Genomic DNA, 21,669 nt, shown 5'->3' with positions numbered 1-21,669 from the left:
TGCGAATTCTACCGTCTACTCACTTAACAGCAACATTGTTAAATTTGCTTACACTCTGCCAGCAGTTTGAGTCCGCCATGCCCGCCCAGTTGCAACGCCGCCTGTCCGTCTTCGTCGTCCTCCTCACCCTGATCGCCGCCGGCCTGTTCGGCCACTGGCTGCTGGTCGGGCGCTTCCACGAAAGCACGGACAACGCCTACGTTCAGGGTGAGATCACCCGGGTTTCCAGCCAGCTGGGCGCACGTATCGAGCACGTGCTGGTGGCGGACAACCAGCACGTGGAAAAAGGCCAGCTGTTGCTAACCCTGGAGGCCGCCGATTCCCAGCTGGCCCTGGAACGCGCCCGCGCCGCCCTGGCCACGCGCGAGGCGGAACTGGCCCAGGCACAGAGCCGCCTGGATCAGCAGGCCAGCCTGATCGCCGCCAGCCGGGCCGATGTGGCCGCCGGGCAGGCCACGCTGAGCCGCACCCAGATCGACCTGTCCCGTGCGCAGACCCTGCGCAAGCCGGGCTACGTCTCCGAAGAACGGGTCACCACCCTGTCCGCCGACAGCCGCGTCGCCCGCTCGCAGCTGTCCAAGGCCGAGGCCGACCTGGCCGCCCAGCGCCAGCAGGTAGATGCCCTGCAGGCCGATATCAAGCGCCTCGATGCGCAGATCGCCAATGCTCGCGCGGAAATCGCCCAGGCCGAGCTGAACCTGGCGCGCACCGAGATCCACGCTCCGATCAGCGGCACCATCGGCCAGCGCTCGGCGCGTGAAGGCCAGGTGGTGCAGGCCGGCGCCTACCTGCTGTCGATCGTGCCGAACGACGCCATCTGGGTGCAGGCCAACTTCAAGGAGACCCAGATCGGCCGGATGCAGGTCGGCCAGAGCGCCGAGTTGATCTTCGACGCCTATCCGGATACGCCCATCGACGGCCGCATCGACAGCCTGTTCGCCGCCTCTGGCGCGCAGTTCAGCCTGCTGCCGCCGGACAACGCCACCGGCAACTTCACCAAGGTGGTGCAGCGCATCCCGGTCAAGCTGACCTTCGCCGCCGACAATCCGCTGGCCGGCAAGATCCGTCCCGGCATGTCCGTGGAAGTGAGCGTGGATATCGCCAGCGACGCCCGCCATGGCGGCTGATGCACTGACCCGCCCGGTCGGCGAGCCGAGCCGGCGCGACTGGATCGCGGTGATGAGCGCCATGCTCGGCGCCTTCATGGCGGTGCTGGACATCCAGATCACCAACTCCTCGCTCAAGGACATCCAGGGCGCGCTGTCGGCCACCCTGGAGGAAGGCTCGTGGATCTCCACCTCCTACCTGGTAGCCGAGATCATCATGATCCCGCTCACCGCCTGGCTGGTGCAGCTGCTCTCAGCCCGGCGCCTGGCGGTATGGGTGTCCGTCGGCTTCCTGATCTCCTCGCTGCTCTGCTCCATGGCCTGGAGCCTGGAGAGCATGATCGCCTTCCGCGCCCTGCAGGGCTTCACCGGTGGCGCGCTGATCCCGCTGGCCTTCACCATGACCCTGATCAAGCTGCCCGAGCATCACCGGGCCAAGGGCATGGCGCTGTTCGCCATTACCGCCACCTTCGCTCCGTCCATCGGCCCGACCCTCGGCGGCTGGCTCACCGAGAACTGGGGCTGGGAATATATTTTCTACATCAATGTGCCACCCGGCCTGCTGATGATCGCCGGGCTGATGTATGGCCTGGAGAAGAAGGCGCCACACTGGGAACTGCTGAAAAGCACCGATTATGCCGGCATCGTCACCCTGGGCCTGGGCCTGGGCTGCCTGCAGGTGTTCCTCGAGGAAGGTCATCGCAAGGACTGGCTGGAGTCGAGCCTGATTGTCGGCCTGGGCAGCGTGGCAGCTATCAGCCTGGTGCTGTTCGTCATCCTGCAGCTGTCGCGCGACAACCCGCTGATCAACCTGCGCATTCTGCGCGAGCGCAACTTCGGCCTCACCAGCATCTCCAGCATGGGCATGGGCCTCGGCCTCTACGGATCGATCTACCTGCTGCCGCTGTACCTGGCGCAGATCCAGGGCTACAACGCCCTGCAGATCGGCGAGGTGATCATGTGGATGGGCCTGCCTCAGCTGTTCCTCATCCCGCTGGTGCCACAACTGATGAAGGTGATCTCGCCGAAGTGGCTGTGCGCCATCGGCTTCGCCCTGTTCGGCGCCTCCAGCTTTTTCTCCGGCACGCTCAATCCGGACTTCGCCGGCGAGCAGTTCAACCATATCCAGCTGATCCGCGCCCTCGGCCAGCCGATGATCATGGTGACCATCTCGCTGATCGCCACCGCCTACATCCAGCCGCAGGACGCCGGCTCCGCCTCCAGCCTGTTCAACATCCTGCGCAACCTGGGCGGCGCCATTGGCATCGCCCTGCTCGCCACCCTGCTCGACAGCCGCGCCAAGACTTACTTCGACTACCTGCGCGAAGCCCTGGTACCCGGCAATCCGCAGGTGGACGAACGCCTGGCCCTGCTCACCGAACAGCTCGGCAGCTCGCAGGCGGCGCTGGGCAAGCTGAGCGAGATAACGCATCAGCAGGCCAGTATCATGGCCTACAATGACGCCTTCCATTTCGTCGGCATTACCCTGGCCATCAGCATGCTCGCCGTGCTGCTGACCCGCAAACTGCCCGCCGGCGCCACCGGTGGCGCGGCACACTGAGCCCGCCGCCTCCTGCCTCTGGTTGCACCATGCCTGCCTCGCGTTACCGCTCGTTCCTGCTGATCGGCGCCTTCCTTGTCATCTATATCGGCTGGGGCACCACCTACCTGGCCAACCACTTCCTCCTGCGCGAGCTGCCGCCCTTCGTCATCGGCACCCTGCGCTTCTGCCTGGCCGGCCTGCTGGCCCTGCTGTGGGTGGCGATGCGAGGCGGGCTGCGCGTGCAATCCAGCGACTGGGGCGGTGCGCTGATCGGCGGCCTGCTGCTGATCGCGGTCGGCCAGGGCGCGCTGATCTACGCCAACCAGCACCTGCCGACCGGCATGCTGGCCATTCTCTATGCCTCGCTGCCGCTGTGGAGCGTGCTGCTGGAGTGGCTACTGCAGGACCGCCCGCCACTCTGGGTGGTGCTTGGCCTGGCCATCGCCAGTGCCGGCATCGTCCTGCTGATGGGCGGCGGCCTGAGCGCAGCGGCCGGCCCCATGCAGTGGCTGTCCGGCGCCCTGGTGCTGCTGGCCACCCTGCTCTGGGCCGTCGGCGCCTGGTGGCTGCGCCAGCGCGCGCCCTTTGCCTCACCGGCCACCGGGCTGGGCCTGCAGATGCTGATCGGCGCACTGGTGCTGGGCGTTCTGGGCCTCTGGCATGGCGACTGGCAGACCCTGCAGCTCGGCGAGCTGAGCGGCGCCAGCTGGCTATGGCTGGCCTATCTGGTGTTACCGGTGAGCCTCGGCGTGTACCCGGCCTATTTCTGGCTGCTGCGCGAAGTGAAGCCGAGCCTGGTGTCGACCTTCGCCTTCGTCAACCCGGTGGTGGCACTGCTGCTCGGCTACCTGATCCTCGACGAACGCCTGAGCCTATCCGCCGGCATGGCCTGCGCGGCGGTGCTGGTCGGGGTGTCGATGATCATCTTCGGACGGCGCTAAGCTCCATACGCCTGTGGGAGCGGCCTTGGCCGCGATGCCCTTGCAGCAGCCTTGTCGCGACCAAGGTCGCTCCCACAGGAAGTCCTCAGACCCAAACTGCATCCCAGTGCGGATAGTCACCCAGCCTATTCACCAAGCCAGCCCGCAATGGATTCGCCACTACATAACGTGCGACAGACAGCAGATCCTCATCTCGCCGCAAGGCACGATCGTGATAGCCAGACTACCAGACCTGCCCTTCCAGTTCAGTCGCTCGCTTGATTGCATAAGAGCTGCGCGACTTCATCCTGCGCATCAACTCACTCAGCCCCAAATCCTGTAATTGCACGAGCCAATGCAGATGATCCGGCATCAACACCCAGGCCAGGGTTTCGGCCATGCCCCGCTCTTGCACTTCTCGCATTTCCCGAACGACCAGCCTGCCCAGATGAAGATCGGCAAATAACGGGTGTCGCCCGTGGGTATTGGTGGTCAGCAGATAAATGCGCCCTAGCTCGGAGTAACGGCCGAGGCGCAGGCGATGGCTGGCGGGCTTGCGAGCGACGGGCATCCTTGTCCTCCTCTTCAAGAATTATAAGCAACCCTGTGGGAGCGGCTGGGCGGCAATCCGATCGCGACCAAGGTCGCTCCCACAGAGGTGAATCAGACCTGCAGCAGGCGGTCGCGCAGCTTCTGGATCTCGTCGCGCAGCTGCGCGGCGGCCTCGAACTCCAGGTCGCGGGCCAACTGGTACATCTTTTCTTCCAGCTGGCGGATGCGCTTGGTGATCTCGCTTGGTGAACGCAGCTCGGCCTCGTAGCGGGCGCTCTCCTCTGCCGCCTTGGCCGCTGCCTTGCGCTTGTTGCTGCGTGCACCGGGCACCACGGCGCCTTCGAGGATGTCGCGGATATCCTTCTTGACCCCCTTGGGCACGATGCCGTTGGCCTCGTTGAAGGCCAGCTGCTTGTTGCGCCGCCGCTCGGTCTCGCCGATGGCGCGCTCCATCGAGCCGGTCATGTTGTCGGCATAGAGGATGGCCTTGCCATTGAGGTTGCGCGCGGCGCGGCCGATGGTCTGGATCAGCGAGCGCTCGCTACGCAGGAAGCCTTCCTTATCGGCATCAAGGATGGCCACCAGCGACACCTCGGGCATATCCAGGCCCTCGCGCAGCAGGTTGATGCCCACCAGCACGTCGAAGGCGCCGGTACGCAGGTCGCGGATGATCTCCACCCGCTCCACCGTATCGATGTCCGAGTGCAGGTAGCGCACCTTGACGTCGTGGTCGGCCAGGTAGTCGGTGAGGTCCTCGGCCATGCGCTTGGTCAGGGTGGTGACCAGCACCCGCTCCTCGACCGCTACGCGCTTGCGGATTTCCGACAGCAGGTCGTCGACCTGGGTACGCGCCGGGCGCACCTCGATCTCGGGATCGACCAGGCCAGTGGGACGCACCACCTGCTCGATCACCCGCCCAGCGTGCTCGGCCTCGTAAGGGCCGGGTGTGGCGGAGACGAAGATGGTCTGCGGGCTGGCCGCCTCCCACTCCTCGAAGCGCATCGGTCGGTTGTCCAGCGCCGAAGGCAGGCGGAAGCCGTACTCGACCAGGGTTTCCTTGCGCGAACGGTCGCCCTTGTACATGGCGCCGATCTGCGGAACGGTGACGTGGGATTCGTCGATCACCAGCAGCGACTCGGCCGGCAGATAGTCGTACAGGGTGGGCGGCGGCTCGCCCGGCGCGCGGCCGGAGAGGTAGCGCGAGTAGTTCTCGATGCCGTTGCAGTAGCCCAGCTCGAGGATCATCTCCAGGTCGAAGCGGGTGCGCTGCTCCAGGCGCTGCGCCTCCACCAGCTTGTTGTTGGTGCGCAGGTAGTCCAGGCGCTCCTTGAGCTCGACCTTGATGTGCTCCACCGCCTCCAGCAGGGTCTCGCGCGGGGTCACGTAGTGGCTCTTGGGGTAGAAGGTGAAGCGCGGCAGCTTCTGGATCACCTCGCCAGTCAGCGGATCGAAAGCCGCCAGGCTCTCCACTTCGTCGTCGAACAGCTCGACACGGATCGCCTCCAGGTCCGATTCGGCCGGGAAGATATCGATCACGTCGCCGCGCACGCGGAAGGTGGCGCGGGCGAAATCCATGTCGTTACGGGTGTACTGCAGCTCGGCCAGGCGGCGCAGCAGCGCGCGCTGGTCCATTTTGTCGCCACGGTCGATGTGCAGAACCATCTTCAGGTACTCCTCCGGGCTACCCAGGCCGTAGATGGAGGAGACGGTGGCGACGACGATGGCGTCCGGTCGCTCGATCAGCGCCTTGGTCGCCGAGAGACGCATCTGTTCGATGTGGTCGTTGATCGAGGCGTCCTTCTCGATGAAGGTGTCCGAGGCCGGTACGTAGGCCTCCGGCTGGTAGTAGTCGTAATAGGAGACGAAATACTCGACCGAGTTGTTCGGGAAGAAGCTCTTGAACTCGCCATACAGCTGCGCCGCCAGGGTCTTGTTCGGCGCCAGCACCAGTGTCGGCCGCTGCACCTGGGCGATCACGTTGGCAATGCTGAAGGTCTTGCCCGAGCCGGTCACGCCCAACAGGGTCTGGTGCGACAAGCCGGCTTCCAGGCCCTCGACCATCTGGCGGATCGCCTCGGGCTGATCGCCGGCGGGCTTGAAGCGGGTGACGAGCTGAAACTGCGACATGATCGATCCTCTGTGACGCGCCGCCGCGGCGAGCGTCAAAGCTTGGAATTGCGCGCTGGCGCTGTCGCCGCGCACAACCGGGGTGGCTATAATAGCGGCCCCTTTATGCAACCCCTAGCGGGCGTTGCCGCATTCCAACCTTCTCCTCTCCGAGACCGCCGCAATCATGAGTCTGTTCTCCGCCGTCGAAATGGCGCCGCGCGACCCGATCCTGGGCCTGAATGAAGCCTTCAACGCCGACCCCCGTCCGAACAAGGTCAATCTGGGCGTGGGCGTCTACTTCACCGAGGAGGGGCGAATTCCGCTACTGCGCGCCGTGGCCGAGGCCGAGAAAGCACGCATCGAGGCCCACGCGCCACGCGGCTACCTGCCGATCGAGGGCATCGCCGCCTACGACAGCGCCGTGCAGAAGCTGCTGTTCGGCGCGGACTCCGCCCTGCTGGCCGAAGGCCGTGTGGTCACTACCCAGGCCGTCGGCGGTACCGGCGCGCTGAAAACCGGCGCCGACTTCCTCAAGCGCCTGCTGCCGAACGCCGTGGTCGCCATCAGCGACCCGAGCTGGGAAAACCACCGCGCGCTGTTCGAGTCCGCCGGTTTTCCGGTGCAGAACTACCGTTACTATGACGCTGCGACCCACGGCGTGAACCGCGCAGGCCTGCTGGAAGACCTGCAGAACCTGCCGGCCCGCTCCATCGTTGTGCTGCACGCCTGCTGCCACAACCCGACCGGCGTCGACCTGAGCCTGGACGACTGGAAAGCCGTGCTGGAAGTGCTGCGCGAGCGCGAGCACGTGCCCTTCCTCGACATCGCCTACCAGGGCTTCGGCGAGGGCATCGATCAGGACGCCTTCGCCGTGCGCCTGTTCGCCGAGTCCGGCCTGCCGTTCTTCGTGTCCAGCTCGTTCTCCAAGTCCTTCTCGCTGTATGGCGAGCGTGTCGGCGCGCTGTCCATCGTCACCGCCAGCAAGGACGAAGCCGGCCGCGTGCTGTCGCAGGCCAAGCGCGTGATCCGCACCAACTACTCCAACCCGCCGACCCACGGTGCCACCGTAGTCGCCAGCGTACTCAACAGCCCCGAGCTACGCGCCCTGTGGGAGCAGGAGCTGGGCGAGATGCGCGAGCGCATCCGCGACATGCGCCTGGCCATGGTCGAGCAGCTGGCCGCCCTTGGCGCCAAGCGTGACTTCAGCTTCGTTGCCCGCCAGCGCGGCATGTTCTCCTACTCGGGCCTGACCGCCGAGCAGGTCGAGCACCTGAAGACCGATTTCGGCATCTATGCCGTCGGTACCGGTCGCATCTGTGTCGCCGCGCTGAACCGCAGCAATCTGGACGCCGTCACCCGGGCCATCGTCCAGGTGCTCTGAAACAAATCGGGGAAGTCGCTTTCAAAGTGTTGACTTCCCCTTTTTAATCAGTAGGATACGCACCGCTGTTCCGCGATAGCTCAGTCGGTAGAGCAAATGACTGTTAATCATTGGGTCCCTGGTTCGAGTCCAGGTCGCGGAGCCAAATTCAAAAGCCCCAGGTGAAAACTTGGGGCTTTTTTATTACCTGCGGACTCTCACCAGGGACTGCGTCCCCGGTTATTCGGCCTGCGGCCTCCCCCCTTCGGGGCCGCGCTTGCGCGCGTTCGGCTGGCGCCGTCGAGTCCAGGTCGCGGAGCCAAATTCAAAAGCCCCAGGTGAAAACCTGGGGCTTTTTTATTGCCTGCGGACTCTCGCCAGGGACTGCGTCCCCGGTTATTCGGCCTGCAGCCTCATCCCTTCGGGGCGCGCTGGTGCAGTCGAGCCTGGGTCGCGAGGCCCAATTCGAAAAACCCGTTTTTCGTTTCCTACCGGATTCTCGCCTCCGCGAACAAATAAGAAGCCCCGCATTGCGGGGCTTCTTATTTAACTGATGGACTCAGAGCCCATCCTTCTCCAGATGGTCGAAGTCGACCGCCTCACCAGGCTTGGCACCGAGCTTCTCGCGAATATCGTTGAACATCCGATCGAACTCATCATGGCCACGCATGATCAACGAGTGATTGGTTGGCAGGCCATGCTTGGCAGCCATTCGCGACGCGACGCTGGCAAAGTTGAACGCCGTATCACGATGCAACTCGAACTCGTCCTTGAACGCCCTACCGAGGATCTGTCCCTCCATGCGGAAGTGCACCATCTGCCCCTCCTGAGGGTCTCGGCGCACCTCGTAGAAGAGATCCACGGAATAATCGATCTGGCCAGGCAGACTGGCTCGGTGTAGATGCCCCGGTTCAAACATGACGCCTCTCCTTGCTGGTCGGATAGCTCATTCTAGACCAGCATTGCGATGCATAAGTGACCTCAATCAGTGCAACTGCGCACCCACTCCGCGCTCCTGGATCAGCACCCAGGGTGACACCACGACGGCCCACAACTCCGGGTCACGCGCGAGAAAATCCTGTGCCAGCGTCTCCTCGACCTTGGCCACCTGCCCTGCTTGCAGCCAAGTGGAAACCTTTACCCGATCGTCCTCGGCCACAGCCTGCGCGACCTCCACCAGGTCCAGCGAGGCGGCGACCCAGAGTAACTGGCCGCGGGCAAAGAAAGGCTGCAGTTCAGCCCAGGAAATCCTGGCCGTCTCGCCAAGAAGCTTGGCATAAAGGGTGCTTACTGGTTCAGTCATGGCTCGTTCTGGGTAGAAAGTACACGGCGCGCATCATAGCGCCGACCTTTCCGCAGGCAAGTCCAACCTCGAATATCCCGCCGCAGAAGGACCTAGCAGTCACTGAAAAAGCCCGCCGTTATTCTGTACGTTTATTTCAATTAAGCGACACCCCCCTACCATGCTTCTAAATGCGTGCTTTTCAAGCCGCGAAACAGGGTTCTACACTGTGCCGGTACAGTTGCCGGGGGAGCGTGGCCGGGAATCCTGAACCGGTCCTGCAGCTTTGGCCGCATGGATTACAAGAACGAACAACACCTATAAGAGTGGAGCACTATGAAACAGGCTACCAAGCAAGTGACCAAGCTGTTTGCCGCTATGGCCCTGGCCGGCGCCGCCAGCTATTCGATGGCTGCTGACACCATCAAGATCGCTCTGGCCGGTCCGGTGACCGGAGCCGTTGCCCAGTACGGCGAAATGCAGTTCATCGGTGCCGAAATGGCCATCGAGCAGATCAACAAGGCCGGCGGGGTGAACGGCGCGATGCTCGAAGGCGTGAAGTACGACGACGCCTGCGATCCGAAGCAAGCCGTGGCCGTTGCCAACAAGATCGTCAACGACGACGTGAAGTACGTCGTGGGCCACCTCTGCTCCAGCTCCACTCAGCCGGCGTCCGACATTTACGAAGACGAAGGCATTCTGATGATTACCGCAGCGTCCACCAGCCCGGACATCACCGCTCGCGGCTACCAGCTGGTATTCCGTACCATCGGTCTGGACAGCCTGCAGGGCCCGACCGCCGGCAACTTCATCGCTGACAAGGTCAAGCCGAAGACTGTTGCCGTGGTTCACGACAAGCAGCAGTACGGCGAAGGCATCGCCACCGCGGTCAAGCAGACCCTGGAAGGCAAAGGTACCAAGGTTGCTGTGTTCGAAGGTATCAACGCTGGCGACAAGGACTTCTCCTCGCTGATCTCCAAGCTCAAGCAAGCCAACGTCGACTTCGTCTACTACGGCGGCTACCACCCGGAGCTGGGCCTGCTGCTGCGTCAGTCCGCCGAGAAAGGCCTGAAGGCCAAGTTCATGGGTCCGGAAGGCGTGGGTAACAAGGAAATCTCCGCCATCGCCGGTCCGGCCTCCGAAGGCCTGCTGGTCACCCTGCCGAAGTCCTTTGACCAGGATCCGAAGAACCAGGCACTGGTCGAGGCCTTCAAGGCCAAGAACCAGGACCCGAGCGGCCCGTTTGTGTTCCCGGCCTACGCCGCCGTACAAGTCATGGCTGAAGGCATGAAGAAGGCCGGCAGCACCGACACCGACAAAGTCGCTGCCGCGCTGCGCGCCAACAGCTTCGAGACCCCGACCGGCACCCTCGGCTTCGACGAGAAGGGTGACCTGAAGGACTTCAGCTTCGTGGTCTACGAGTGGCACCAGGACGGTACCAAAACCGAAGCCAAGTAAGCTTCCCGCCTGAACCCAAAGCCCACTGCGCAAGCAGTGGGCTTTGTTTTATCGAGTTTTCCGGCCATCCGTCGCGTCACAAGCGCCGCTTCACGGACCGCGCCGAGGAGTTAGGTAATGCCTGAGCTCTATCACTACCTGCAACAGCTGGTTAACGGTCTGACCGTTGGCAGCACCTATGCCCTGATCGCCATCGGCTACACCATGGTCTACGGCATCATCGGCATGATCAACTTCGCCCACGGCGAGGTGTACATGATTGGCTCGTATGTGGCCTTCATCGTCATCGCCGGGTTGACCATGATGGGGCTGGACAGCCTACCCCTGCTGATCATCGGCGCCTTCGCCGCCAGCATCATCGTCGCCAGCGCCTACGGCTACAGCATCGAACGGGTGGCCTACCGGCCATTGCGCGGCAGCAACCGCCTGATCCCGTTGATCTCGGCCATCGGTATGTCGATCTTCCTGCAGAACGAAGTGCTCCTTGCGCAGGATTCGAAAGACAAGGCCATTCCCAACCTGATCCCCGGCAACATCGTGTTCGGCGAGAGCACCATGAATGGCGTGGTGATCTCCTACATGCAGATCCTGATCTTCGTCGTCACCTTCCTGGTGATGTACGGCCTGACCCTGTTCATCTCCAAGTCCCGCCTGGGCCGCGCCTGCCGCGCCTGCGCCGAGGACATCAAGATGGCCAACCTGCTGGGCATCAACACCAACAACATCATCGCCCTGACCTTCGTCATCGGCGCCAGCCTGGCCGCCGTGGCCGCGGTACTGCTGGGCATGCAATACGGTGTGATCAACCCGCACATCGGCTTCCTCGCCGGCATCAAGGCGTTTACCGCCGCGGTGCTTGGTGGTATCGGCAGTATCCCGGGCGCCATGCTCGGCGGGCTAGTATTGGGCGTGGCCGAAGCCTTCGGTGCCGACATCTTCGGTGACCAGTACAAGGACGTGGTGGCCTTCAGCCTGCTGGTACTGGTGCTGCTGTTCCGTCCGACCGGCATCCTCGGCCGTCCGGAGGTCGAGAAAGTATGAATACCAAGAACCTCAAGACCGCCTTCTTCAGCGCCTTGCTGGTGCTGGCCGTGGCCTACCCGGTACTCGGTCTGAAACTGACCACCGTCGGCATCAAACTGGAAGTGCACGGTGCCAGCCCGGCCGTACTCTGGACCATCGCCGCGGCAGCCGTGGCCATGTTCTTCTGGCAGCTGTTCCGTGATCGTCTGGGCAGCGCCATGGCCGGTGCGCCCAGCCTGCCGAAACTGCCAGCCGGTGCCAGCAACTTCCTCACCCTGCCCTCCACCCAGCGCTGGATCATCCTCGGCCTGATCGTGGTCGCCCTGGCCTGGCCGTTCTTCGGCAGCCGCGGCGCCGTGGACATCGCCACCCTGATCCTGATCTACGTGATGCTCGGCCTCGGCCTGAACATCGTGGTCGGCCTGGCCGGCCTGCTGGACCTGGGTTACGTGGGCTTCTACGCCGTAGGCGCCTACAGCTATGCGCTGCTGTCGCACTACTACGGCCTGAGCTTCTGGATGTGCCTGCCGATCGCCGGCCTGATGGCCGCGTTCTTCGGCTTCCTGCTCGGCTTCCCGGTACTGCGCTTGCGCGGCGACTACTTGGCCATCGTCACCCTCGGTTTTGGCGAGATCATTCGCATCCTGCTGCGCAACATGACCGAGCTGACCGGCGGCCCGAACGGTATCAGCAACATCGAGAAGCCGACCCTGTTCGGCCTGTCGTTCGAGCGCCGCGCCGCCGAGGGCATGCAGACCTTCCACGAATACTTCGGCATTGCCTACAACGGCATCAACAAGGTGATCTTCCTCTACCTGATCGCCCTGCTGCTGGTGCTGCTGACCCTGTTCGTGATCAACCGTCTGCTGCGCATGCCGATCGGCCGTGCCTGGGAAGCCCTGCGTGAAGACGAGATCGCCTGTCGCGCACTGGGCATGAATCCGACCGTGATCAAGCTGTCCGCCTTCACCCTCGGCGCCGCCTTCGCCGGTTTCGCCGGCAGCTTCTTCGCCGCGCGCCAGGGCCTGGTCACGCCGGAGTCCTTCACCTTCATCGAGTCGGCGATCATCCTCGCCATCGTCGTGTTGGGCGGCATGGGCTCGCAGCTCGGCATCATCCTCGCCGCCGTGGTGATGATCCTGCTGCCGGAACTGATGCGTGAATTCAGCGAGTACCGCATGCTCATGTTCGGTGCGCTGATGGTACTGATGATGATCTGGCGTCCGCAGGGCCTGCTGCCCATGCAACGCCCGCACCTGGAGTTGAAACCATGAGCCGCCCGATTCTTGAAGTCAGCGGGCTGACCATGCGCTTCGGCGGCCTGCTGGCCGTCAACAATGTCGCCCTGACCGTGCAACCCAAGCAGGTGGTCTCGATGATCGGCCCGAACGGCGCCGGCAAGACCACGGTGTTCAACTGCCTGACCGGCTTCTACCAGCCCACCGGCGGCGTGATCCTGCTCGACGACGAGCCGATCCAGCACCTGCCCGGCCACAAGATCGCCCGCAAGGGGGTGGTACGGACTTTCCAGAACGTTCGCCTGTTCAAGGAAATGACTGCGGTGGAAAACCTGCTGGTGGCCCAGCACCGTCACCTCAACACCAACTTCCTCGCCGGCCTGCTCAAGACCCCGAGCTTTCGCCGCAGCGAGAAGACGGCCATGGAGTACGCGGCGCACTGGCTGGACCAGGTCAACCTGACCGAGGTGGCCAACCGTCCGGCCGGCACCCTGGCCTACGGCCAGCAGCGCCGCCTGGAAATCGCCCGCTGCATGATGACGCGCCCGCGCATCCTCATGCTCGACGAGCCGGCGGCAGGTCTCAACCCCAGGGAAACCGAGGATCTCAAGCAGCTGATCGGCATGTTGCGCAACGACCATGACGTGACCGTGCTGCTGATCGAGCACGACATGCACCTGGTCATGAGCATTTCCGACCACATCTACGTGATCAACCAGGGAACCCCCCTGGCCAACGGCACGCCGGAACAGATCCGCAACAACCCGGATGTGATCAAAGCCTATCTGGGGGAGGCGTAATCCATGCTGAGTTTCAAAAACGTCTCCACCTTCTACGGCAAGATCCAGGCCCTGCACGACATCAGCATCGAGGTCGAAAAAGGCGAGATCGTCACCCTGATCGGCGCCAACGGTGCCGGCAAGTCGACCCTACTGATGACCCTGTGCGGTTCGCCGCGCGCGGCCAGCGGCAGCATCCGCTACATGGGCGAGGAACTGGTCGGCCAGGAGTCCTACGACATCATGCGCAAGAGCATCGCCGTCGTGCCGGAAGGCCGCCGCGTGTTCGCCCGTCTGACCGTCGAGGAGAACCTGGCCATGGGCGGCTTCTTCGGCAACAAGGCGGACAACCAGGAGCAACTGGACAAGGTCCTGCACCTGTTCCCGCGCCTGAAGGAGCGTTACGACCAGCGCGCCGGCACCATGTCCGGCGGCGAGCAGCAAATGCTCGCCATCGGCCGTGCACTGATGAGCAAGCCGCAGCTGCTGCTGCTCGACGAGCCGTCGCTGGGTCTGGCGCCGATCATCATCCAGCAGATCTTCGACATCATCGAACAGCTGCGCAAGGATGGCGTGACCGTGTTCCTGGTCGAGCAGAACGCCAACCAGGCGCTCAAGCTGGCCGATCGCGCCTATGTGCTGGAGAACGGCCGGATCGTCATGCAAGGCACCGGCGCCGACCTGCTGGTCGACCCCAAGGTACGCGACGCCTATCTCGGCGGCTGACGCACCTGGCCTGAAGCAAACGGCCCCTCGTGGGCCGTTTCTATTTATTGAGCCGACCAAAGGCGACCACCCTGGCCTCTTGGCCATTAGAATCGCCGCCTTCCTTTCTGCGCCTATCGTTACCCGAGAGGCTCACGGAAACCGGCAGCCGCCAACCCGGCCAGCCGCCCAACGGGGTAGCCCATCGGCTTCCCGTCGAATCACAGGAACCATCACCCATGATCCTTCGTCCCCTCGTTCAACTGCTCAACCGCACCAGCCTGGTCCTGCAGATCGCCATCGGCCTGGTCGCCGGTATCGCTCTCGCCCTGCTCGTCCCCCAGGCCACCGATGAAGTCGGCTTCCTCGGCACCCTGTTCATCTCCGCACTGAAAGCCGTGGCGCCGGTGCTGGTGTTCATTCTGGTGGCCTCGGCCATCGCCAACCACAAGCCGGGCCAGCCCACCCATATCCGACCGATCCTGCTGCTCTATGTGATCGGCACCCTGGCCGCCGCTATCGTCGCGGTGATCGCCAGCAGCCTGTGGCCCTCGACTCTGGCGCTGCATGATGCAGCCACCGGCACCACACCGCCTGGCGGCATCGCCGAGGTACTCAAGAGCCTGGCCCTGAATGTGGTGGACAACCCGGTTAACGCCCTGCTCAAAGGCAACTTCATCGGCATCCTGGCCTGGGCCATCGGCATTGGTATCGCCATCCGTCATGGCAGTGACAGCACCCGCGCGATGTTCGCCGACCTGTCCCACGGTGTGACCCTGATCGTCCGAGTGGTGATCCGCTGCGCCCCGCTGGGCGTGTTCGGCCTGGTTGCCACCACCTTCGCCGACGCCGGTCTCAAGGCCCTGGCCGGCTACGCCCACCTGCTGATCGTGCTGGTCGGCTGCATGCTGTTCGTCGCCCTGGTGATCAACCCGCTGATCGTGTTCAGCCAGATCCGCCGCAACCCCTACCCGCTGGTGTTCACCTGCCTGCGCGAGAGCGGCGTCACTGCCTTCTTCACCCGCAGCTCGGCGGCCAACGTGCCGGTCAACCTGCAGCTGGCCGAACGCCTGGGCTTGCATGAGGACACCTACTCGGTATCCATCCCGCTCGGCGCCACCATCAACATGGCCGGCGCGGCCATCACCATCAGCGTGCTGACCCTGGCCGCAGCGCATACCCTCGGCATCCAGGTCGACCTGGCTACCGCCATCCTGCTTTGCGTGGTTTCGGCAGTGTGCGCCTGCGGCGCCTCGGGCGTGGCCGGCGGCTCGCTGCTGCTGATCCCGCTGGCCTGCAGCCTGTTCGGCATCCCCGCCGACGTGGCCATGCAGGTGGTCGCCATCGGCTTCATCATCGGCATCGTGCAGGACAGCGCCGAAACGGCACTGAACTCCTCCACCGACGTGCTGTTCACCGCCGCCGCCTGCATGGCGCGCGACAAGGCCTGACGGCAACGCTGCGCAGAAAGCCGCCCGCGAGGCGGCTTTCTTTTACCTGCGGATTTTCATCGTGATTGCCCGAATGTGCAGCGCTCGCTTCCCGCCGTACGCAGGCTGTGGCAAAAAGCGCTCTCAGCCTGCACACAAGGAGAGTCCGATGCACGCCGCCGACCCCATACTGCTGGGCGCCTACTGGTTCGACCTCGACGGCATTCGCCAGCGCCATGCCGCAGGTGCCGATCCCAACGCGCTGGATGGCAGCGGGCATACCCCGTTGACCGAGGCCATCGGCGGCGGCATGGGTTACCCCAAGGTGGTGGCTCTGCTACTGGAGCTGGGCGCCGATCCCGACCTGGCCGACGCCGAGGGCCTGACGCCCTGGCAGACCTGCCTGACCCGCCGCCACGACCGCGTGGTGGAGCGCGAGTACCGCAAGATTCGCGAACTGCTCGAAGCGGCGGGCGCCGACCGCCGCGGCGAGGAGCTTTTCGTCCTGGAAGACGCAGCAGCGGCCGGCCAGCTGTTGGCGGTGAGGACATTGCTGGACGACGGCTGCCCGCTGGAGGGACCTCCGGCTTCGCCGCTTGGCGCCGCCCTGTACAACGGCCACGGCGAAATCGCCGACCTGCTGCTGCAACGAGGTGCCAGCGTCGAGGGGCGGGACGCCGGCGAGCACGGCATGACCCACCTGATGAGTGCGGCCAATCGCGGCCAGCTGGCGATGCTGCAGTTGCTGGTCCGGCATGGCGCCGATGTGTGCCGAGCCGTCGATGGTGCCGACGGCTGCATGACAGCCGCCTGGTATGCACGCGAAGGCGGCCACCATGCCGCGGCCGATTGGCTGGCCGCGCAACACCCTGGAGCCGAGCGCAAACCGATTCCCAAGGCGGCGTTGAATGGCGGAGCCAAGGCCAAATACCTCGACCTCTACCGCCACTACACCCAAGCTACGGATTACGGCCTGGACACCGAGGCCATCGTCAAACGCCTGCAACGCTGGGACAAGGAGTACGGCATCCATCTTCTCGACGTGGCCACCGACCGTTTCACCCTGCAGTTCGAGCGCCTGCCTGAAGATCTTGGCAAGCTCGCCAGGGAAATCGCCAAATTCTGCCCGGATGCATTGAGCGGGTTCGCCCTTCTCGCCGAGCAGGACAACCTGCCACCGGACATGCAGGCACTGCTGCAGGGGCTCGCAGCGAGTGACAAACACTTCGGCCTCAAGGCCCTGCAGCGCTGGCTGCAGACACACCAGGCGGTACAACTATGGTGGGACTGAAACACACGCTGACCGCCGCCTCGTTGGCACTGCTGTGCGCCGGCACCGCGCACGCCGGCTGCGGCGAAGGCCGCGGCACCTGTTACTACTACAAGAGCGGCGAACTGAAGAGTCAGGGCGCCTGCGCGGTGACCACCTGTGCGGCTACCGACCAGTACTTCCTTACCCACTGGAACTGGGACAGCGGCAACGAAGTGCGCATCGACTGGGATACCAAGGCTCAGCAACTGCTGGTCAACGGCAAGCCGGGCTATAGCCTGGTGCTGCCCTACAAGGACGAGAAGATGATCTGCTACGCGGTGGCCGCCAGCGACGAACTGGTGTGCAACGATTCGGGCGTGTACTGATCCCATTCGACGGCACGAGACGCCCACAAGGGCTCACGAGGCATCATTCGGCTCCACATCGCTGGCCTCGTCGTCATTGTCGGCACTGATCGCCCCCAGGCAGATCAGTTCGTGCGCGCCCTCGGCATCCTCGATATGCCAGGCGTCCGGCGCCGCGCCCGGGCGGGCGGCCGCCACGGCAGCGGCGCTGAAGCGCCACAGGCGACGGGTGCGGCCGTCCATGCACTCGACGCTCAGCTGGCCCTGTTCATCCAGCTCGAACTGCCAGGCATGCAGGCCATCGATCAGCAGCATGTCGGCCTGTTCCAGTTCGTGCAGCAGGCTGGTGGTCTCGGTCATTTCGCTCTCCGGGTCGGCAAAGACCGCCATGATACGTCAGGCGCTGCGCGGCAGTTCCAGGCTGGCCTGCAGACCCCCGCTGTCGAGGTTGCGCAGGCGGATCTGGCCGGCATGCCGGCGGGCGATGCTCTGCACGATCGCCAGCCCCAGCCCGGCACCCTGGACAGTGCCGCGACTGTAGAAACGTTCGAAGACCCGCTCGATGTCCTCGGCGGGAATGCCGGGCCCCTGGTCCTCGACCTGCAGCAGCAGACGCTGCGCATCGGCGCTCAGACGCACATGCAGCCTGCCACCGGCCGGCGAATGATTGACCGCGTTGGTCACCAGGTTCTGCAGGGCGATGCCCAGACTGCCGGGGTCGGCATTCAGACGGTAATCGCCCTCCCCGGCCTCCAGGTCCAGCTCCAGGCCCTGCTTGAGTACCCAGGGGGTCAGCTCGGCCAGGGTCTCGCGCACCAGCGCCAGCACGTCGACCTGGGCCATCTCGCCGCGTTCGAGCAGCGGCTCCATGCGCGCCAGGGTGAGCAGTTGGTTGACCACCCGGGTGGCACGGTCAATGCCGCCGAGCAGGTAACCCAGCGATTGCTCGCGCTGCGCCTCATCGCGCGCCTGGGTAGCGTTCTGCACGTGCACGCGCAGCACCGCCAGCGGCGTGCGCAACTCATGCGCGGCATCGGCGATAAAGCGCCGCTCACGCTCCAGCAGCTGTTCGATCTGCCCCAGCAGGCGGTTCAGTGCCGCCTGCATGGGCGCCAGTTCGCTGGGCAACGGTTCGAGCTGCAGCGGCTCCAGCGAGTCGGCATGCCGGGCGCGAATCACTGCGGCCATATTACGCAGCGGCGCCAGGCCCCAGCCAATCGCCCACCACAGCAGCGCGGCGAGCAGCAGGCTACCGAGCAGGGTCGGGAACAGCGTGTGGCGCACGATGCTGGTCACCAGCTCGCGGCGCACGTCGTCACGCTCGCCGGTCCAGATCAGTAGCCCATGCGCGCTGTCGCGCAGCAGGAAACCACGCCATTTGTGCTTGCCCAGTTCGAGGGTGGCGAACCCCTCGGCCAGCTCGGGCTCGTTCAGCTGCGGTGCGCCCGCGCTATGCACCAGCAGATGGCCCTGCGCGTTCCAGACCTGGAAGGCCAGCTTGCTCTCGTAGGGGTGGCCGGGCTTGCTGCGCTGCCCGGCCTGCGCCAGCGCCTCGTTGAAGGCCCGGTACAGGCCGGCGCGCTCGTCCTCACGCACCGGCGTGCGCATCAGCCCCTGCAGCAGGCGTGCACTGTGCGCCAGCTGGGCATCGTAGATTTCCTCGACCTCATGGGTGCTGTCGAAGTAGTTGAACAGGGTCATCGCCAGCGTGCCCAGCAGCATCAACCCCAGCACCAGGGCCAGGGTGCGGCGGCGCATCGAGGTCATGACTGCTCCTCGACCAGGTAACCGACGCCGCGCACAGTGCGGATCAGGCCGCTGAACAGCTTCTTGCGCAGGTGGTGGATGTGCACTTCGAGGGTGTTGCTCTCGGCCTCCTCGTCCCAGCCGTAGAGCAGCTGGGCCAGGCGCTCGCGGGTCAGTACCTTGCCCGGCTGCGACAGCAGTTCGTGCAGCAGCAGGTACTCCTTGGGCGTCATCGGCACCGGCTTGCCCTGGTAGCTGACCTGCTGGCTGGACGGGTCGAGGCTGACCCCGGCGTGCTCGATGCGCAGCTCGGCGCGCCCGGCGCTGCGGCGCAATAGGGCGCGCAGGCGGGCCTTGAGCTCATCGAGGTCGAAGGGTTTGACCAGGTAATCATCGGCGCCGGCATCCAGCCCGGCGATGCGGTCCTCGGTGGCATCACGCGCCGTGAGGATCAGCACCGGCAGTGCCGAGCCGCTGCGCCGCAGCTCGCGCAGCACCTGCAGGCCACTCATGCGTGGCAGGCCGAGGTCCAGCACCAGCAGGTCGAAGTCCTCGCTGAGCAGGGCGTGCAGCGCACTGGCGCCGTCCTCCAGCCAGTCCACCGTGTAGCTTTCCTGGCGCAGCCCCAGGCGCAAACCCTCCCCCAGGGCCTTGTCGTCCTCGACCAGCAGCAAGCGCATCCCGCCTCCTCAATTGAGTTTCTTGTTCACTTCCAGCAGCAACTGGTCGATCTCGCCCTGCCGGCCACTGTCGGCCAGCTCGCGACCCGGTCGCGGCGCGGCCTGCTTGGCCTTCTCCAGGGCTGCCTTTGCCTCGACATAATGCCCCTGGCGCAGCAGATGGTCACCCCAGAAGTACAGGCTGTCGATCCCCTCGGGATTGACCTGCAGCGCCTGACGCAGCAACTGGTCGGCCTTGTCTTCGTCGCCGAAGCCGATGGGCCAGCCCGGCACGCGGTCATACAGAGTGCCCAGGCTGGTGTAGGCCGAACCCTGCAGCGCGTCCGGATCGAGGGCGATGGCCTTCTCCAGATAGGCCTTGGCGTCCTTGGCCTTGCCCAGCGCGCCCAGACCGCCCTGGGCCCCAGCCCAGCTGCTGGTGACGATACCGTGCCAGACCCAGGCTTCCGCCGCCTGTGGCTGTTCGCGGGTGAACGCGGCGCTTTCGGCCGCCAGCTTCTCCAGCGCCGCCTCGCGCTTGGCCTCGGGCAACTGGTACTGGATCTCGGCCCAGCGTGTCTGCACCGCGTGCAGGCGCGCCTGCCCCGCTTCGTCGAGGGCCCAGGCGGGCAGGCTCAGCGCGGCGGCGAGCATCAGGGTCAGCAGGCGTTTCATGGGCGCATCTCCTTGTGAGTGAATTGACGAATCAGCGGCAGCTGCTTGCGCAGCGCCTTGTCCACCAGACTCGGCAGCAGGCCGTTGAGGCGAACGAAGAATTTTTCCGGCCAGCCCAGGTAGAGCTCGCTACGGTCCAGTTCGATGGCGCGCAGTACCGCGTCGGCGACGCTCTCCGGTGGATCCATGGCGACTTTCAGGGCGCTGTTCAGGGCCACCGCCTGCGCACTGTTCATCGGGGTACGAGTGGCGCGCGGCGCCACGTAGAGCACACCTACGCCGGTGTCGGCCATCTCCCGGCGCAGCGCCTCGGAAAAACCGCGCAGGGCGAACTTGCTGGCGCAGTAGGTGGCATAGCCGGGGTAGCCGATGGAGCCGTAGATGGAGCCGACATTGACCAGCAGCGCCTGCCGTTGCTGACGCAGCAGCGGCAGCATGCCGCGGGTCAGCTGGATGGTGGCAACCAGGTTGAGGCCCAGCAGCTCGGCCACCGCCTGATCATCCAGCTGCTCCAGCAGGGCGAAGCGGTTGACCCCGGCCGCGTTGATCAGCAGGTTGACCCCGCCGAGCGCGCGCGCGGCATCCACCACTGCCTGGCGGCCGCTGGCGCTGCCGAGATCGGCCGCCACCACCCGCACCTGCTTGGGGTAACGCTCGCGCAGCTCGCTCAACGCCTCCTCCTGACGGGTCACCGCGATCAGCTGCGCGCCGCCGGCGCAGAGCCGCTCGGCCAGAGCCAGGCCGATACCGCCGCTGGCTCCGGTAAGCACCGCACGGCACTCAGGCAAGCGCATGCTGCACCTCGTTCTGCACCGTGCGCGGCAGGCCACGGAACATGTCGGCGTACAGGCGATAGACCACCTTGCTGACGTGGATGACCGCCGCCTTGTCCTCGTCGCGCTCCAGGCGGTTCATCAGCTCGCGGTAATGCTGCATGTGGCCGATATCCAGGGCGCCATGCGAGGTCAGGTAGCTGAAGGCCTGCGGCGGCAGGGCCAGGCGCTGCTGGATGGTGCCGGCAGCCTGGGTGGCCAGGGCGATGCTGGTGCCCTCGAGTACGTTGACCATGCCGAACAGGCCGACCGGGTTGCCACGGGCGATGGTGTCGTACAGGTAGCTGACCATCAGCTCGATGGCCTGGCTCGGCTGGCCCAGGCGCACGGCCTCGGCGTCGCCACCGCAGGCGGCGATGTCATTGAGGATCCACTGCTCATGGCCGTATTCCTCGTCGATGTATTCGCACACCGCCTTGCGCAGCCACTCCAGCGAGGACGGCAGGCGCGCGCCGCAGGCCATCATCAGCGGCACGGTGTGGCGCACGTGGTAGTAGGCCTGGGTCAGGAAGGCGACATAGCCTTCCAGGCCGACCTGGCCGGCCAGCGCCTCGCGGATCACCGGCACGGCGTAAAGGGCTTCGCGGTCTTCGCGGGTGGCTTCCTGCAGTTGGTCGAAAAATTTCATGGGGTA

Annotated in this window: 21 protein-coding genes, 1 tRNA gene and 1 pseudogene; 13 read left to right on the top strand and 10 right to left on the bottom strand. The window is 64.9% G+C overall.

Annotated elements, in window-relative coordinates:
* Positions 1–77 precede the first annotated feature (77 nt).
* From ACOAPY_RS08490 to ACOAPY_RS08480, 3 genes are read left to right on the top strand one after another with little or no spacing between them, the layout of a single operon-like run.
* Complete coding sequence (locus tag ACOAPY_RS08490; protein ID WP_465156153.1) at positions 78–1,127, top strand: HlyD family secretion protein; 1,050 nt, start codon at positions 78–80, stop codon at positions 1,125–1,127.
* Complete coding sequence (locus ACOAPY_RS08485; protein WP_465156151.1) at positions 1,117–2,667, top strand: MDR family MFS transporter; 1,551 nt, start codon at positions 1,117–1,119, stop codon at positions 2,665–2,667. Before ACOAPY_RS08490 ends, ACOAPY_RS08485 begins: the two co-directional genes overlap by 11 nt.
* A gap of 29 nt (positions 2,668–2,696) precedes the next feature.
* On the top strand, positions 2,697–3,590 hold the full coding sequence (locus ACOAPY_RS08480; protein WP_465156150.1) for an EamA family transporter: 894 nt from the start codon (positions 2,697–2,699) through the stop codon (positions 3,588–3,590).
* Between the two features lie 85 nt (positions 3,591–3,675).
* Here the strand turns inward: ACOAPY_RS08480 and ACOAPY_RS08475 are convergent.
* Both ACOAPY_RS08475 and uvrB read right to left on the bottom strand, forming a co-directional pair.
* A pseudogene (locus ACOAPY_RS08475) lies at positions 3,676–4,140 on the bottom strand (REP-associated tyrosine transposase).
* A gap of 92 nt (positions 4,141–4,232) precedes the next feature.
* Positions 4,233–6,248: an excinuclease ABC subunit UvrB gene (uvrB, locus tag ACOAPY_RS08470; RefSeq protein ID WP_465156148.1), complete on the bottom strand. Its 2,016-nt coding sequence runs from the start codon at positions 6,246–6,248 to the stop codon at positions 4,233–4,235.
* A 166-nt stretch (positions 6,249–6,414) separates the two neighbouring features.
* Between uvrB and ACOAPY_RS08465 the strand changes: the two genes are divergently transcribed.
* Together ACOAPY_RS08465 and ACOAPY_RS08460 are read left to right on the top strand one after the other, a co-directional pair.
* On the top strand, positions 6,415–7,611 hold the full coding sequence (locus ACOAPY_RS08465; RefSeq protein ID WP_465156147.1) for an amino acid aminotransferase: 1,197 nt from the start codon (positions 6,415–6,417) through the stop codon (positions 7,609–7,611).
* A 69-nt stretch (positions 7,612–7,680) separates the two neighbouring features.
* A tRNA-Asn gene (locus ACOAPY_RS08460) sits at positions 7,681–7,756 on the top strand.
* 393 nt (positions 7,757–8,149) lie between these two features.
* Here ACOAPY_RS08460 and ACOAPY_RS08455 read toward each other — a convergent pair.
* Together ACOAPY_RS08455 and ACOAPY_RS08450 are read right to left on the bottom strand one after the other, a co-directional pair.
* Positions 8,150–8,509, bottom strand: coding sequence for a DUF5064 family protein (locus ACOAPY_RS08455; RefSeq protein ID WP_465156145.1), 360 nt, complete (start codon positions 8,507–8,509; stop codon positions 8,150–8,152).
* A 66-nt stretch (positions 8,510–8,575) separates the two neighbouring features.
* On the bottom strand, positions 8,576–8,893 hold the full coding sequence (locus tag ACOAPY_RS08450) for a DUF2288 domain-containing protein (protein ID WP_465156144.1): 318 nt from the start codon (positions 8,891–8,893) through the stop codon (positions 8,576–8,578).
* Positions 8,894–9,208: 315 nt separating this feature from the next.
* Between ACOAPY_RS08450 and ACOAPY_RS08445 the strand changes: the two genes are divergently transcribed.
* The 8 genes from ACOAPY_RS08445 to ACOAPY_RS08410 all read left to right on the top strand — a co-directional run bounded on the left by ACOAPY_RS08445 (position 9,209) and on the right by ACOAPY_RS08410 (position 17,143).
* Positions 9,209–10,330 carry a branched-chain amino acid ABC transporter substrate-binding protein gene (locus ACOAPY_RS08445; protein ID WP_465156142.1) on the top strand — a complete coding sequence of 374 codons (1,122 nt, stop codon included), beginning with the start codon at positions 9,209–9,211 and terminating at the stop codon, positions 10,328–10,330.
* Between the two features lie 117 nt (positions 10,331–10,447).
* The gene (livH, locus tag ACOAPY_RS08440; RefSeq protein WP_076426039.1) at positions 10,448–11,371 is read left to right on the top strand and encodes a high-affinity branched-chain amino acid ABC transporter permease LivH; all 924 of its coding nucleotides are present in this window, start codon (positions 10,448–10,450) and stop codon (positions 11,369–11,371) included.
* Positions 11,368–12,627, top strand: a complete 1,260-nt coding sequence (locus tag ACOAPY_RS08435) for a high-affinity branched-chain amino acid ABC transporter permease LivM (protein WP_465156141.1) — start codon at positions 11,368–11,370, stop codon at positions 12,625–12,627. Before livH ends, ACOAPY_RS08435 begins: the two co-directional genes overlap by 4 nt.
* Positions 12,624–13,391 (top strand): high-affinity branched-chain amino acid ABC transporter ATP-binding protein LivG, encoded by a 768-nt coding sequence (gene livG / locus ACOAPY_RS08430; protein WP_465156139.1) that lies wholly within the window; start codon positions 12,624–12,626, stop codon positions 13,389–13,391. Before ACOAPY_RS08435 ends, livG begins: the two co-directional genes overlap by 4 nt.
* Before the next feature lie 3 nt (positions 13,392–13,394).
* Complete coding sequence (locus tag ACOAPY_RS08425; RefSeq protein ID WP_076579049.1) at positions 13,395–14,096, top strand: ABC transporter ATP-binding protein; 702 nt, start codon at positions 13,395–13,397, stop codon at positions 14,094–14,096.
* A 218-nt stretch (positions 14,097–14,314) separates the two neighbouring features.
* Positions 14,315–15,526, top strand: a complete 1,212-nt coding sequence (gene sstT, locus ACOAPY_RS08420) for a serine/threonine transporter SstT (protein ID WP_465156138.1) — start codon at positions 14,315–14,317, stop codon at positions 15,524–15,526.
* 148 nt (positions 15,527–15,674) lie between these two features.
* Positions 15,675–16,796, top strand: coding sequence for an ankyrin repeat domain-containing protein (locus ACOAPY_RS08415; protein WP_465156136.1), 1,122 nt, complete (start codon positions 15,675–15,677; stop codon positions 16,794–16,796).
* Positions 16,784–17,143, top strand: a complete 360-nt coding sequence (locus ACOAPY_RS08410; protein ID WP_076579053.1) for a hypothetical protein — start codon at positions 16,784–16,786, stop codon at positions 17,141–17,143. Before ACOAPY_RS08415 ends, ACOAPY_RS08410 begins: the two co-directional genes overlap by 13 nt.
* A gap of 33 nt (positions 17,144–17,176) precedes the next feature.
* On the opposite strand, the gene ACOAPY_RS08405 is transcribed toward ACOAPY_RS08410, so the two are convergent.
* The 6 genes from ACOAPY_RS08405 to ACOAPY_RS08380 are packed head-to-tail and all read right to left on the bottom strand — an operon-like array spanning position 17,177 to position 21,663.
* Positions 17,177–17,482, bottom strand: a complete 306-nt coding sequence (locus ACOAPY_RS08405; RefSeq protein WP_465156134.1) for a DUF5629 family protein — start codon at positions 17,480–17,482, stop codon at positions 17,177–17,179.
* Between the two features lie 36 nt (positions 17,483–17,518).
* A complete protein-coding gene (locus ACOAPY_RS08400; RefSeq protein ID WP_465156133.1) occupies positions 17,519–18,889 on the bottom strand; it encodes an ATP-binding protein in 1,371 nt (456 codons plus the stop codon).
* A complete protein-coding gene (locus ACOAPY_RS08395; protein ID WP_465156130.1) occupies positions 18,886–19,548 on the bottom strand; it encodes a response regulator in 663 nt (220 codons plus the stop codon). The genes ACOAPY_RS08400 and ACOAPY_RS08395 overlap by 4 nt, the downstream gene beginning before the upstream one ends.
* Positions 19,549–19,557: 9 nt before the next feature.
* Entirely contained in the window at positions 19,558–20,202 is a 645-nt protein-coding gene (locus ACOAPY_RS08390; RefSeq protein WP_465156129.1) for a hypothetical protein, read from the bottom strand.
* On the bottom strand, positions 20,199–20,996 hold the full coding sequence (locus tag ACOAPY_RS08385) for an SDR family oxidoreductase (protein ID WP_465156127.1): 798 nt from the start codon (positions 20,994–20,996) through the stop codon (positions 20,199–20,201). The genes ACOAPY_RS08390 and ACOAPY_RS08385 overlap by 4 nt, the downstream gene beginning before the upstream one ends.
* Positions 20,983–21,663 (bottom strand): TenA family transcriptional regulator, encoded by a 681-nt coding sequence (locus ACOAPY_RS08380; RefSeq protein ID WP_076426049.1) that lies wholly within the window; start codon positions 21,661–21,663, stop codon positions 20,983–20,985. Before ACOAPY_RS08380 ends, ACOAPY_RS08385 begins: the two co-directional genes overlap by 14 nt.
* Positions 21,664–21,669: the final 6 nt, after the last annotated feature.

The organism is Pseudomonas stagnisoli (genome assembly GCF_048595745.1).
GTDB classification, from domain to species: domain Bacteria; phylum Pseudomonadota; class Gammaproteobacteria; order Pseudomonadales; family Pseudomonadaceae; genus Aquipseudomonas; species Aquipseudomonas alcaligenes_A.
Note: the sequence above shows the minus strand (reverse complement) of the source record. Positions and strands in the feature narration are given on the sequence as shown.

Excerpts from the sequence above, each read along its gene's own strand:
- ACOAPY_RS08490 (WP_465156153.1), top strand. The coding sequence starts at position 78 with ATGCCCGCCCAGTTGCAACGCCGCCTGTCCGTCTTCGTCGTCCTCCTC.
- ACOAPY_RS08485 (WP_465156151.1), top strand. The coding sequence starts at position 1,117 with ATGGCGGCTGATGCACTGACCCGCCCGGTCGGCGAGCCGAGCCGGCGC.
- ACOAPY_RS08480 (WP_465156150.1), top strand. The coding sequence starts at position 2,697 with ATGCCTGCCTCGCGTTACCGCTCGTTCCTGCTGATCGGCGCCTTCCTT.
- uvrB (WP_465156148.1), bottom strand. The coding sequence starts at position 6,248 with ATGTCGCAGTTTCAGCTCGTCACCCGCTTCAAGCCCGCCGGCGATCAG.
- ACOAPY_RS08465 (WP_465156147.1), top strand. The coding sequence starts at position 6,415 with ATGAGTCTGTTCTCCGCCGTCGAAATGGCGCCGCGCGACCCGATCCTG.
- ACOAPY_RS08455 (WP_465156145.1), bottom strand. The coding sequence starts at position 8,509 with ATGTTTGAACCGGGGCATCTACACCGAGCCAGTCTGCCTGGCCAGATC.
- ACOAPY_RS08450 (WP_465156144.1), bottom strand. The coding sequence starts at position 8,893 with ATGACTGAACCAGTAAGCACCCTTTATGCCAAGCTTCTTGGCGAGACG.
- ACOAPY_RS08445 (WP_465156142.1), top strand. The coding sequence starts at position 9,209 with ATGAAACAGGCTACCAAGCAAGTGACCAAGCTGTTTGCCGCTATGGCC.
- livH (WP_076426039.1), top strand. The coding sequence starts at position 10,448 with ATGCCTGAGCTCTATCACTACCTGCAACAGCTGGTTAACGGTCTGACC.
- ACOAPY_RS08435 (WP_465156141.1), top strand. The coding sequence starts at position 11,368 with ATGAATACCAAGAACCTCAAGACCGCCTTCTTCAGCGCCTTGCTGGTG.
- livG (WP_465156139.1), top strand. The coding sequence starts at position 12,624 with ATGAGCCGCCCGATTCTTGAAGTCAGCGGGCTGACCATGCGCTTCGGC.
- ACOAPY_RS08425 (WP_076579049.1), top strand. The coding sequence starts at position 13,395 with ATGCTGAGTTTCAAAAACGTCTCCACCTTCTACGGCAAGATCCAGGCC.
- sstT (WP_465156138.1), top strand. The coding sequence starts at position 14,315 with ATGATCCTTCGTCCCCTCGTTCAACTGCTCAACCGCACCAGCCTGGTC.
- ACOAPY_RS08415 (WP_465156136.1), top strand. The coding sequence starts at position 15,675 with ATGCACGCCGCCGACCCCATACTGCTGGGCGCCTACTGGTTCGACCTC.
- ACOAPY_RS08410 (WP_076579053.1), top strand. The coding sequence starts at position 16,784 with ATGGTGGGACTGAAACACACGCTGACCGCCGCCTCGTTGGCACTGCTG.
- ACOAPY_RS08405 (WP_465156134.1), bottom strand. The coding sequence starts at position 17,482 with ATGACCGAGACCACCAGCCTGCTGCACGAACTGGAACAGGCCGACATG.
- ACOAPY_RS08400 (WP_465156133.1), bottom strand. The coding sequence starts at position 18,889 with ATGACCTCGATGCGCCGCCGCACCCTGGCCCTGGTGCTGGGGTTGATG.
- ACOAPY_RS08395 (WP_465156130.1), bottom strand. The coding sequence starts at position 19,548 with ATGCGCTTGCTGCTGGTCGAGGACGACAAGGCCCTGGGGGAGGGTTTG.
- ACOAPY_RS08390 (WP_465156129.1), bottom strand. The coding sequence starts at position 20,202 with ATGAAACGCCTGCTGACCCTGATGCTCGCCGCCGCGCTGAGCCTGCCC.
- ACOAPY_RS08385 (WP_465156127.1), bottom strand. The coding sequence starts at position 20,996 with ATGCGCTTGCCTGAGTGCCGTGCGGTGCTTACCGGAGCCAGCGGCGGT.
- ACOAPY_RS08380 (WP_076426049.1), bottom strand. The coding sequence starts at position 21,663 with ATGAAATTTTTCGACCAACTGCAGGAAGCCACCCGCGAAGACCGCGAA.